Origin of the sequence: Nocardioides sp. Root140 (assembly GCF_001426745.1) — a bacterium.
GTDB lineage: Bacteria > Actinomycetota > Actinomycetes > Propionibacteriales > Nocardioidaceae > Nocardioides.
The window spans coordinates 380,279-391,197 of sequence record NZ_LMFI01000001.1 but is presented as its reverse complement, the minus strand read 5'-3'; the positions used below and the strand labels follow the sequence as shown (position 1 = coordinate 391,197).

General features: G+C 68.2%; 11 protein-coding genes and 2 tRNA genes. 4 read left to right on the top strand and 9 right to left on the bottom strand.

Annotation, left to right across the window (positions count from 1 at the left end; genetic code table 11):
* Positions 1-144: 144 nt before the first annotated feature.
* Positions 145-534 (top strand): hypothetical protein, encoded by a 390-nt coding sequence (locus tag ASD30_RS01905; RefSeq protein ID WP_056676165.1) that lies wholly within the window; start codon positions 145-147, stop codon positions 532-534.
* Between the two features lie 117 nt (positions 535-651).
* Here ASD30_RS01905 and ASD30_RS01900 read toward each other — a convergent pair whose 3' ends face one another.
* From ASD30_RS01900 to ASD30_RS01885, 4 genes are read right to left on the bottom strand one after another with little or no spacing between them, the layout of a single operon-like run.
* Positions 652-1,395, bottom strand: a complete 744-nt coding sequence (locus ASD30_RS01900) for a hypothetical protein (RefSeq protein WP_056676161.1) — start codon at positions 1,393-1,395, stop codon at positions 652-654.
* Positions 1,395-2,228 carry an alpha/beta fold hydrolase gene (locus ASD30_RS01895; RefSeq protein ID WP_056676159.1) on the bottom strand — a complete coding sequence of 278 codons (834 nt, stop codon included), beginning with the start codon at positions 2,226-2,228 and terminating at the stop codon, positions 1,395-1,397. Before ASD30_RS01895 ends, ASD30_RS01900 begins: the two co-directional genes overlap by 1 nt.
* A 1-nt stretch (position 2,229) precedes the next feature.
* Positions 2,230-3,120, bottom strand: a complete 891-nt coding sequence (locus tag ASD30_RS01890) for an SDR family NAD(P)-dependent oxidoreductase (protein ID WP_056676156.1) — start codon at positions 3,118-3,120, stop codon at positions 2,230-2,232.
* Positions 3,117-4,364, bottom strand: coding sequence for an NADH:flavin oxidoreductase/NADH oxidase family protein (locus ASD30_RS01885; protein WP_056676153.1), 1,248 nt, complete (start codon positions 4,362-4,364; stop codon positions 3,117-3,119). The genes ASD30_RS01890 and ASD30_RS01885 overlap by 4 nt, the downstream gene beginning before the upstream one ends.
* A gap of 95 nt (positions 4,365-4,459) precedes the next feature.
* Here ASD30_RS01885 and ASD30_RS01880 point away from each other — a divergent pair, with 95 nt between their 5' ends.
* The 3 genes from ASD30_RS01880 (at position 4,460) to ASD30_RS01870 (ending at position 7,085) form a co-directional block, all read left to right on the top strand.
* Positions 4,460-5,071: a TetR/AcrR family transcriptional regulator gene (locus tag ASD30_RS01880; RefSeq protein WP_056676151.1), complete on the top strand. Its 612-nt coding sequence runs from the start codon at positions 4,460-4,462 to the stop codon at positions 5,069-5,071.
* A complete protein-coding gene (locus tag ASD30_RS01875) occupies positions 5,068-6,060 on the top strand; it encodes an NADP-dependent oxidoreductase (protein ID WP_056676148.1) in 993 nt (330 codons plus the stop codon). Before ASD30_RS01880 ends, ASD30_RS01875 begins: the two co-directional genes overlap by 4 nt.
* A gap of 164 nt (positions 6,061-6,224) precedes the next feature.
* On the top strand, positions 6,225-7,085 hold the full coding sequence (locus ASD30_RS01870) for an alpha/beta fold hydrolase (RefSeq protein WP_056676145.1): 861 nt from the start codon (positions 6,225-6,227) through the stop codon (positions 7,083-7,085).
* Between the two features lie 211 nt (positions 7,086-7,296).
* On the opposite strand, the gene ASD30_RS01865 is transcribed toward ASD30_RS01870, so the two are convergent.
* From ASD30_RS01865 to ASD30_RS01845, 5 genes are all read right to left on the bottom strand, one after another.
* Positions 7,297-7,369, bottom strand: a tRNA-Glu gene (locus tag ASD30_RS01865).
* Between the two features lie 92 nt (positions 7,370-7,461).
* Positions 7,462-7,533, bottom strand: a tRNA-Gln gene (locus ASD30_RS01860).
* A gap of 35 nt (positions 7,534-7,568) precedes the next feature.
* Positions 7,569-8,534: a CPBP family intramembrane glutamic endopeptidase gene (locus ASD30_RS01855; protein WP_056676142.1), complete on the bottom strand. Its 966-nt coding sequence runs from the start codon at positions 8,532-8,534 to the stop codon at positions 7,569-7,571.
* Between the two features lie 14 nt (positions 8,535-8,548).
* Positions 8,549-10,042, bottom strand: coding sequence for a glutamate--tRNA ligase (gene gltX / locus ASD30_RS01850; RefSeq protein WP_268788270.1), 1,494 nt, complete (start codon positions 10,040-10,042; stop codon positions 8,549-8,551).
* Positions 10,039-10,848: a fumarylacetoacetate hydrolase family protein gene (locus ASD30_RS01845; protein WP_056676139.1), complete on the bottom strand. Its 810-nt coding sequence runs from the start codon at positions 10,846-10,848 to the stop codon at positions 10,039-10,041. Before ASD30_RS01845 ends, gltX begins: the two co-directional genes overlap by 4 nt.
* Positions 10,849-10,919: the final 71 nt, after the last annotated feature.

Below are 10,919 nucleotides of genomic sequence, written 5' to 3'. Positions count from 1 at the left end.
TCGGCGACCCGGATCGTGCTCCTGCATGATCCGGGTCGCCGTTTCTCAATTTCCGGTGTCGCAGCTCGACACCTGCACGATCGCGGTCGTTCGGGCCGTCTGCAGCGCCTTCCCGGGGACCCGTCGCTGTGCCAGTCTTCGGTCATGGTGGACAACCCGATCGAGCTGCTGACCAAGTCGCAGCGCGCCGCGCTCAAGATGACGTCGGCGACCTTCAACGCCCTGCTCGACGCCGGCCGCAGCGGCGCCGCCGCACCGGAGCTCGTGCTCACCCAGGTCACCGACCTGCTCGGCGCCGTCGGCGACCTGGCCGGTGCCACGGCCCAACCGCTGCAGGACTTCGTGACACGCCAGCGCGAGCTCGCCGACACGATGGCCGGACTGGCGAAGCTGCACGCCGACATGGCCGAGCTCGTGGCCGCCGTGGCGCAACGGCATGCCGACGTGGTCGAGGCGATGGAGCGGCTCAGCGCACCCGTGCTCGGGCTGGCCGGCGCCACGTCGACGGCGACGGCGACGCCGAAGGCCGACTAGGGCGGTCCTCCGGACGTCCTGCACATCGGCCACTCCGAGGACCACCACGCAGGACGTTGCTCGCCGGCGGCCTCGAGGTGTTCCCTCGCCACGAGGGGTGGCGACCTTCGACCCTGCTCAGAGGCCGGCGCGATTGGCTGGAGGAAGCTGAGGGAACGGAGGCTGGTCGATGCCGAGCGCTCCTGTGCACGCCGTCGGCCGCGCCTGCAGGAACACACCGACGCGATGAGTCTTCTTCTTCAGGGCGTGCTTCATGGCGCTGGCATGCCCTCCCGGCCTGTAGGCAAAGTCCTGGGCGAGTTCGTAGGTCTTCCACAGGCTGATCGAGGTGTGTTCGAACGGAAGCTGCGCAGAGATGTCGACGCTGCCGCGATGTCCGGGGTGGTGGGCGGCACGGCTGGCCGCGTGCACGTTGTTCCGCACGAACGTGATCAGTTCGCCGCGCCGCAGTATGCCGTGGACGATGGCGACCATCGGCTCATCCTTCTCCAGTGGCTGCGCACCGTCGGCTCGGGGCTCCCATCCGTGCCAGTTGTCGCGCTCGGACTCGGAGTCGATCCTCACCCGCACGATTTCACCGTCGAGGCTGAACCGGTCCGGGCCGTCGATGGCGCGCCGGAGCGGGCCGGCAAAGGCAGCCTCGGCCGCCTCGGGCGACTCCCAGGCGGCGACGAGCGCGCATCCGCCCGGCAGCAGCCCGGGCGGAACCGTGTGGGTCGCGTTGTTGGAGTAGTTCACGCTCGCCCCGCGCAGTCCCTCGATGCCACCGTCCAGAACTCGCCTGAGGTTGCGACGCCACCTGATCCGTCCACCCGCAGGGCGATCGAAGGCGTCGACCGTCACGAAGTCCGGGTCACTCATCAGGCGGCCAGGAACGCGAGGACTGCCGGCACGAACTTCTCATGGTGCTGGAATACGCCACCATGTCCCGAGTTGGGATAGACGATCAGTCTGGCGTCCGGCAGACGTCGGGCCATGTCGGCGGAGTGCTCACTCGCGACCATCAGGTCGTGATCGCCGTTGGCGACGAGGACCGGGACCGTGATGGTGGACAGGTCGTCGGGGGCGTGCATTCCACCGGCGGTGATCGCGCGCAGTTGCGCGAGCGTGGCCTGACGGGAGATCGACTTGCTGCGGTCTCCCGACCGTTCGGCCAGGCGGGCGAAGTAGTCCTCGGCCGCCATCTTGCCTTCGGCATTGCGGGGGAAGAACAGGAAGTGACGCGGGTCCTTGCGGGCAGCGAACGCCTTGGCGTAGGCGCCGCCGACGATGAACGGCATCTTCCAGATGCCGCCACCTCCGCGGGGACCGGTGCCGGCGAGCACCATTCGGCGTACGAGCTCGGGAGCCTGCAGGGCGACCATCTGGGCGACCGCCCCACCGAGCGAGAACCCGAACAGGTCGACCTGGTCGTAGGCCAAGGCCTTGATGAAGGCGATGGCGTCGGCACCCATCTGCTCGAGGTCGCTGGGGACGCGGGAACCGGTCGAACCGACGCCCCGGTTGTCGAACGCGATCACGTGGTGCTGCGACGCGACGCCGTCGAGGATCCGTGGGTCCCAGTCGTCCAGGACTGCGGTGAAGTGGTGGAGGAACACCACGGGTACGCCGCCGGGCGTGCCCAGCTCGCGGTACGCGAAGGAGGTGCCGTCGATCGTGATGGTCTTCGTGGGCGTGTCACGCCAGGTGGTCATGTCAGCTTCCTTGGATGGCGGTCAGAGATGGACGGGCAGGGGCGGTGGGACAGGTGCGGGTATCCAGCCGGGCAAGCACGTCGAGCACACGACGGTCCTTGGCGAACCGGGAGTCCAGGGCCGGGCCGAGGATGCCGCGCCATGCAGAGACGGGTCGCCACACCCGAGGGTGGATGACGCGGACGGATCGTTGTTCGAGACCCTTGACGACGGCCGCGGCCGCTGAGGCCGGGGGGACCCGCTTGAGCATGGGCCTGGGCAGGGTCGAGAGCAGTTCGAGAACCATGTCGTCGGCGTCGACGCCGCGCTTGATCATGTCGGTGCTGACCAGGGAGAAGTAGGCGGTCAGCACCGACACCCCGTGGTCGGCCAGTTCGAGCCGGAGACCGCGACCGAGCTGTTCGACCGCGGCCTTGCTCATGGCATAGGGGATGGTGCCCATGCCGTTGACGAATGCGAACACCGAGCTGAGCAGCACGATCTGCCCGCGATTGCTGATCACCTGCTCAAGCCCCGACGCGACGGTGTTGACGACACCGGTGACGTTGACGGCCAACGTCGCCTCGAGATCGGCGATCGGCGTGTTGCGGAGGGTCGCCGCCTTGGCCAGGAGGCCCGCGTTGGCCATCACGACGTCGAGTCGGCCGAAGCGCTGCACTGCTTGAGCGACGACATCGTCGAGCGATGACCGGTCGCGGACGTCGGCGACACGACCGAGGGCCCGATCCGGGTCGAGAGCTGCTGCCCGTTGCGGGGTCTCGGGGTCGATGTCGGCAATGACGACCCGGGCACCGCGGGTCAGCAGGGCACGCGCGGTCGCCCCACCGATTCCGCCGTTGCCGCCGGTGACGAGCACGACCTTGTCGTCGAGGTCGTACGACGTCCGGCTCACGCCACACCGCGCTTCGGGCTGAACGAGACACGGCCGTTGCGCCGCACCATCGCCAGCGCAGTCACCAGAGGGCCTCGGTCGAGGTCCGGTTCGAGACCGCGAGCGAGGCGGTGCAGCTGGTCGGCGTTCCAGCTGATGTTCAAGAAGCCGTCGAGCGCCTTCAGATCGGTGATGCGGCCGAGGAGTCCGCGCATGCCGGCCTGGATCTCATGGGCCTCCAGGGTTGCCGTGCGCCCCTCGAGGATGCTCGACGCCGCGTCGGTGGCCGTGACCGTCGGCCGAGCGATGCCGATGAGATCGCAGTCACCTGCCGTCAGTGCGTCGTCCATCGCCGTGCGGCTGCGGAATCCACCCGTCACCGCGATCGGGACGGCGCCCGCCTCGCGTCGTACGGAACGGGCGTAGTCGAGGAAGTAGGCCTCACGGGCCCGCGTCGAGGCCGCCTCGGAGCCACCCATCGCCGGGGACTCGTAGTTGCCACCGCTGACCTCGATCAGGTCGACGGACTCTGCCGCCAGGGCGGCGACCACGGCTCGCGAGTCCTCCTCGGTGAAACCGCCGCGCTGGAAGTCGGCCGAGTTCAGCTTCACCGCGACGGCGAATCCGGGACTGACCCGCTGCCGAACCCTGCGGACGATCTCGATCAGGAACCGCATCCGGCGCTCCGGCGTGCCGCCCCACTCGTCGGTGCGCAGGTTGGTCAGCGGCGACAGGAACTGGGTGACCAGGTAGCCGTGAGCGGCGTGGAGCTGCACGCCGTCGAAGCCGGCGGCCTCGCAGACTGCCGCGGCGGTCGCGAAGCGCTCGACGATGTCCTCGATCTCGGTGGGGGTCAGTGCCCGCGGTGTCGTCGCCCCCGGCATCGCCAGAGCGACGGCACTCGGCGCGACCGGGGTGTGGCCCAGGGCGAGCAGGTTGGACTGCCGGCCGGGGTGATTGAGCTGGGCGAAGATCGCCGCGCCACCGTCGTGCGCCGCCTTCGTCCAGGCGGTGAGCCGCTCGAGTGCCCGGTCATCCTCGATCGCGACGTTGCCGGGCTCGCCGAGGTGGTTGCGGTCGATCATGATGTTGCCCGTGATCAGCAGGCCGTAGCCACCCTCGGCCCACCGGCGGTACAGCGTCACCAGCCGGTCGTCGGGCGAGTTGTCGGCATCCCCGAGTGCCTCGCTGAGGGCCGCCTTCGCAATGCGGTTGGGAAGCCGTACGCCGGACGGGAGTTCGAGCGGGTCGTGGAGCGAGGACATCGGGACTCTCTCCTGGGGTCTGTTTGCAGTACGTTCGTAATAGTATGGTCATAATGCTATGGTGTTGGCAAGCACCACGACGAAAGGAAGTTCCGATGGCCAGATACGCACCTGACCACAAGGTCGCGACCCGGCGCCGCCTGATCGAGACCGCCGGCGCCAGGTTCAAGCGCGACGGCTTCGACGGGGCCGGCATCTCCACACTGGTCGCCGATGCCGGACTGACCAACGGCGCCTTCTACGGACACTTCTCGTCGAAGGACGACCTCATCGCCACCGTCGTCGCCGAGCAACTCGCCGTCCAACTCGCACGGGTCGAGGAACTTCCCCTCGGCCATGACTCCGTGGAGGCCTTCGTCAGCTGGTACGTCTCCCCCGAACACCGCGACGATCCGGGCGGAGGCTGTCCCTCGGCCGCACTGCTCGACGAGATCCCCCGACAACACGTCGCCGCCCGCGAGGCCTACACCGACGGCGCCCGCGGACTCATCGAGGCGATCACGCGACACCTCGCGGCCGACAACCCCGTCGACGCCGACGAGCGCGCAATCGGGCTCTACACCCTCCTGGTCTCCTCGCTCCAACTCGCCCGCGCGGTGACCGACCCCGCACTGTCCGACCAGATCCTTGCCTCGGCCCATCGCAACGCGATGCGCATCGCCGGCGGCCCCACGACCACCCCGACACCCCACCAGGAGACCAAGTGAAAGCCTTCGTCGTCCATCACTACGGCCCCGACGGCCTCCAGCCGGCCGACGTACCCACCCCAGCCGTTGGGCCGCGCGACGTGCTCGTCGACATCAGGGCAGCGAGCATCAACCCGCTCGACAAGATGGTGCGCAACGGGGAGTTCAAGCAGCTCCTCAAGTACAAGCCACCCTTCGTCCTCGGCCACGACGTCGCCGGCGTCATCACCGAGGTCGGCTCGCAGGTTCGCGAGTTCAAGGTCGGCGACGAGGTCTACTCCCGGCCACGCGACCTGCGTATCGGCACCTTCGCCGAGGCCATCGCCATCGATGCCGACGACGTGGCCCTGAAGCCGGCCTCGTTGTCGTTCGACGAAGCCGGCGCCGTGCCGCTGGTCGCACTCGCGGCCTGGCAGGCCCTGGTTGACGTGGCTGCAGTGAAGACCGGCCAGAAGGTGCTCGTGCATGCCGGCGCCGGTGGCCTCGGCTCCACCGTCATCCAGGTGGCCAAGCACCTCGGCGCCCACGTCGCCACGACGGCGAGCACCAAGGACGTCGAGAAGGTCCGCTCGCTGGGAGCCGACCAGGTGATCGACTACACGTCGCAGGACTTCGCCGACCTGCTGAGTGACTTCGACGTCGTGCTGGACTCCCTCGGCGGCGTCAACCTCGAGAAGTCCCTGACCGTGCTCAAGCGGGGCGGCCTGGCGATCAGCGTCGTCGGCCCGCCCGACCCGGCGTTCGCCAAGCAACTCGGCCAACCGCTGCTCGCACCCGTGATGAAGGTGCTGAGCCGCAAGATCCGCAAGCAGGCCAAGAAGCTCGACGTGCGCTACTCGTTCCTCTTCATGAAGGCGAGTGGAGCCCAGCTGAAGACCCTCGCCGCGCTGTACGACGACGGCACCCTCCGGCCAGTCCTGGACCGCACCTTCCCCTTCGCCCAGACCGTGGACGCCATGGCCCATGTCGAGCAGGGCAAGGCCAACGGCAAGATCGTGGTCACCCGGTGACCACGGGCCTCCTTCGAGCCGGCGTATCGACTTCCGAACCGCCCGCCTCGCGATCTACCCGGACGCGGGGCACGACTGCGTCTTCCAACACCATGACCGGTTCGTCACTGAACTGCTCGATCTTCTGCGCTGGGCCCGAGGCCAGCACGTCCTGAGGAGGACCCATGCACGACAGCAGCAACGAACCCGTCATCACGTCGTACGCCCTGGCCCCGACCCGCACGATCAGCGCAGGCGGGGTGACCTACGCCTACCGGGAGCTCGGCCCCAAGGGCGGCATCCCCGTCGTCTTCTTCGTCCACCTCGCGGCCACCCTGGACAACTGGGACGCCCGCATCGTCGACCCGATCGCTGCGAACCGGCACGTCATCACCTTCGACCAGCGCGGCGTGGGCGCCTCGACCGGGAAGGTGCCCGCCACTCTCGAGGAGGCCGCCGACCACGCCCACGAATTCATCACCGCACTCGGGTTCGACCAGATCGACATCTTCTCGTTCTCGATGGGCGGTTTCATCGCCCAGGACCTGATCGTCAAGCACCCCGACCTGGTCCGCAAACTCGTCCTGACCGGCACCGGACCCCGCGGCGGCAAGGACATCGACAAGGTCGTCGCCACCACGTACTGGGACATCCTCCGCGCGACCGCGACACGCTCGGACCCGAAGGAGTTCCTCTTCTTCAACCGCGACGCCACCGGCAAGCGCGCCGCCAAGGCGTTCATCGAGCGGCTCGAGGAGCGCACCGTCGACCGCGACGAGCCGATCAGCCTCAGAGCCCTCCGGACGCAGCTCAAGGCCATCCAGAAGTACGGGCGCTCAGCTCCCTCGGACCTGTCGACCTTCACCCAGCCGACGCTGATCGCCAACGGCGACCACGACCGCATGGTGCCCACTCCCCTGTCCGAGGACCTCCACCGCAGGATCAAGGGCTCTGAGCTGATCATCTACCCCCAGTCCGGACACGGCGGGATCTTCCAGTTCCACGACAAGTTCGCGCCCGTCGTGGCCGCCTTCCTCACCGACTGAACGGGACACTCCGGCACACTTCCGCGGGACGAGGTGGGCGAGGCCATGGGCCGGGCCCGCGAGGCCGCACGCGAGAGCCGGCTCCGGCTCCCCGTCGTTGACCAGGCTGATCCTGCTGTCGCCCCAGCGTTGCCCCGGCCCGACTCGGGAGCAAATGACGAAAGGGGCCCTGGCCAGCGCTTCCGCTGACCAGGGCCCCACTTCGTGTTTGTACCCCCGACCGGATTCGAACCGGCGCTACCGCCGTGAGAGGGCGGCGTGCTAGGCCACTACACAACGGGGGCAAACTTGCTGCGAACAGCGAGCGAAACTCTAGCGTTTCGCCAGGCCCTGCACCAAATCTCGGCCGTGTGGCTTCGGTCTCGTGCGGGCTTCGCTGGGATACTAGGACTCGAACCTAGACTAACTGGACCAGAACCAGTCGTGCTGCCAATTACACCATATCCCAATGGTTTCGGGCCCTCTGGAGAGCCGCGGGAAACCTTACACGCGACTCGTGGAGGCCGCCAAAACGGCCCCGTCCGCAGTGCGTGAGACACCCATGTTCCGGGTCACCCAGAGCACCAGGCCGAGGTAGACCAGCGACTGGGTGAGCGTCACCGGGAGGCTCCACCAGGTGCCGCCGGTCGGGTTCAGCGCGGACCCGAAGTCGGAGAACATCAGCGCCAGCGAGAAGGCCAGCCAGTTGTTCAGCACGTGCATCGCGATGCCCGCCTCGAGCCCACCGGTGCGCACGACGAGGATGCCGGCGACGATGCCGAACGCGAGCCGGTCGACGAAGATCGGGGCGTCCTGGGCGCCGTGCGCCAGCGCGAAGAGCACGGCCGGGGCCAGCACGGCGACCGCGGTCGGGAAGTGCGCACCGAAGACCTGGGTGAGGTAGCCGCGGAAGGCGTACTCCTCCCCCGCGGCCTGCAGCGGCGTCAGCAGGAGTACGACGAGGGCGAACTGGCGGGCCTGGCTGTCGAAGGCGTTGAGGTCGCCGGAGACCTCCTGTCCAGATGACGTCGGCAGGAACGCGCTGACCAGCAGGGTGGCGAAGAGTGCCACGAACGAGAGCCCGAGGCAGGCTGCGAAGAGCTTCCACCGCATCCGCGGGAAGACCGACGTCAGCCAGCCCGGGCGAAGCCGGTGCAGCCACAAGGTGACCAGGAACGTCGCGGGGATCAACGCCGCGAGGGTCAGGTTGAGGTAGGCCAGACCGATCGGCGTCGGGTCGTTGAGGTCGAGCAGTCGCCTGAAGTCACCGTCGATGTCGGAGGAACCCGAGATCGCCAGGCCGATCAGCACGAACACCTGCAGGACGCCCGGCACCACGATCAGGCCGAACAGCCCCAGCAGCAGCACGCCGAGCACCGAGCGCCACCAACTGTGCGCACCCGCGCGCTGCAACTGGTGGTACGCGAGCGCCGGCAACCGGTCAGCGGGCGCGGGTGTGGTGTCCCCCATCGTCGATCGGCCGCTCAGGCCAGGGCACTCTGCAGCCGGGCCAGGCCCCGCTCGCGACCGAGCAGCTCGAGCGACTCGAAGAGCGGCGGGCTGATCCGCTTGCCGGTGATCGCGACCCGCACCGGGCCGAACGCGACGCGCGGCTTGAGCCCGAGCTCGTCGATCAGCTTGGCGCGCAGCGCCTCTTCGATGGTGGCCGTGCTCCACGTGGACAGGGGCGACAACACGTCGTACGACGCCTGCACGATCGCCAGGCCGCCGTCGTCGAGGAGCTTGGCGACATCCGCCTCGTCACGGGTGAAGTCGGCCTCGTCGACGAAGAGGAAGCCGAGCATCTCGGGCACCTCGGCAAGCTTGTTGATGCGCTCGCCGACCAGGGGCATGGCCAGTTCGAGCAGCCTCGCGTCGGCATCGCTGACCGGGTCGCTGACCACGCCGGCCTTCTTGAGGAACGGGATCGAGCGGTGCGTGATGTCCTCAATGCTCAGCAGACGCATGTGCGAGCCGTTGATCGCCTCGCACTTCTTCAGGTCGAAGCGGGCCGGGTTCGGGTTGACGTCGCCGATCTCGAAGGCCTCGACCATCTCCTCGAGGCTGAAGATGTCGCGGTCGGCGGCGATCGCCCAGCCGAGCAGGGCCACGTAGTTCAGCAGGCCCTCGGGCAGGAAGCCCTGGTCGCGGTAGAGCTCCATGTGCGCCTCGGGGTCGCGCTTGGAGAGCTTCTTGTTGCCCTCGCCCATGACGTAGGGCAGGTGGCCGAAGCGCGGCGTACGGTCGGCGACGCCGATCTCCTTGAGCGCATCGAAGAGCGCGACCTGGCGCGGAGTGCTGGAGAGCAGGTCCTCGCCGCGGAGCACGTGCGTGATCTTCATCAGCGCGTCGTCGACGGGCGCGACCAGCGTGTAGAGCGGGTCGCCGTTGGCGCGGGCCAGCGCGAAGTCGGGCACGAACTGGGAGTCGAAGGTGATGTCACCGCGGACCAGGTCGTCGAAGGTGATCTCGCCGTCGGGCATGCGGAACCGCACCACGGACGAGCGGTCGTCCGCCTTGAAGGCCGCGACCTGCTCCTCGGTCAGCTCGCGGCAGAAGCCGTCGTACCCCATCACCTTGGAGCCGCTGGCCTTGCGCCGCGCGTCGACCTCCTCGTTGGTGCAGTAGCAGTCGTACGTCGAGCCGTGCTCACGCAGCTTCGCCAGTACGTCGACGTAGATGTCGGACCGCTCGGACTGCCGGTAGGGGCCGAAGTCGCCGCCCTTGAGCGGGCCCTCGTCCCAGTCGAGGCCGAGCCACTGCATCAGGTCGAGCAGCGACTCGTAGGACTCGACGGTGTTGCGCGCCTTGTCGGTGTCTTCGATGCGGAACACGAACGTGCCGCCGAAGTGGCGGGCGAACGCCCAGTTGTAGAGCGCCGTGCGCGCCAGGCCAACGTGGGGGCTGCCGGTCGGGGACGGAGCCATGCGCACGCGCACCTGCTCGGGCAGAAGGTCACCGAGTACGGGATTGGTCAACGTGCTGCCACCTTGTTCGTGAGAGTGCCGATGCCGGCGATCGAGACCTCGACCTCGTCACCGACGTTCATGGGACCGACACCCTCGGGGGTGCCGGTGAGGATGACGTCGCCGGGCAGCAACGTCATCACGCTGGAGATGTGCGCGATCAGCGCCGGGATGTCGAAGATCATGTCCTTGGTGGAACCGTCCTGGACGATGTCACCGTTGAGGTGGGTCTGGACGCTGACCCCGTCGATGAAGGTCTGCGGGTCGAGGTCGGTCTCGATCCACGGGCCGATCGGACAGAACGAGTCGAAGCCCTTGGCACGGGTGAACTGCACGTCGGACTTCTGCAGGTCGCGCGCGGTCACGTCGTTGGCGATCGTGTAGCCGTGGATCACGTCGGTGGCCTTCTCGACCGGCACGTCGCGGCAGATGCGCCCGATCACCACGGCCAGCTCGCCTTCGTACTGGACGTTCTCGCTCTGGTGCGGGTAGAAGATCGGGTCACCCGGCCCGCTGACGCTGGTGTTGGGCTTGAGGAACATCAGCGGCTCCGAGGGCAGGTCGTTGCCGAGCTCGGCGGCGTGGGCCGCGTAGTTGCGCCCGATGCCCACGACCTTGCTGCGCGGGAGCACCGGCGCGAGGAGTCGCACGTCGTCGAGCTTGTACTCCTGCTGGAGCAGCTTGACGCCGACGTAGAGCGGGTCGCCGGCCAACGCCACGATGACCGCGCCCTCCTCGGGTTGGCCGAACTCGTCGAGCTCGCCCGTCAGGACGCCGTACAGGGGATCTTCGCCGGTGGTGAATCTGCAGATACGCACGGGCCCGAGCCTATCTGCCGTACGGCTGGACCCCTGCCACGGTGGTTGACGCGCTTCCCGCGGTGGTTGAG

Excerpts from the sequence above, each read along its gene's own strand:
- ASD30_RS01905 (WP_056676165.1), top strand. The coding sequence starts at position 145 with ATGGTGGACAACCCGATCGAGCTGCTGACCAAGTCGCAGCGCGCCGCG.
- ASD30_RS01900 (WP_056676161.1), bottom strand. The coding sequence starts at position 1,395 with ATGAGTGACCCGGACTTCGTGACGGTCGACGCCTTCGATCGCCCTGCG.
- ASD30_RS01895 (WP_056676159.1), bottom strand. The coding sequence starts at position 2,228 with ATGACCACCTGGCGTGACACGCCCACGAAGACCATCACGATCGACGGC.
- ASD30_RS01885 (WP_056676153.1), bottom strand. The coding sequence starts at position 4,364 with ATGTCCTCGCTCCACGACCCGCTCGAACTCCCGTCCGGCGTACGGCTT.
- ASD30_RS01880 (WP_056676151.1), top strand. The coding sequence starts at position 4,460 with ATGGCCAGATACGCACCTGACCACAAGGTCGCGACCCGGCGCCGCCTG.
- ASD30_RS01870 (WP_056676145.1), top strand. The coding sequence starts at position 6,225 with ATGCACGACAGCAGCAACGAACCCGTCATCACGTCGTACGCCCTGGCC.
- ASD30_RS01855 (WP_056676142.1), bottom strand. The coding sequence starts at position 8,534 with ATGGGGGACACCACACCCGCGCCCGCTGACCGGTTGCCGGCGCTCGCG.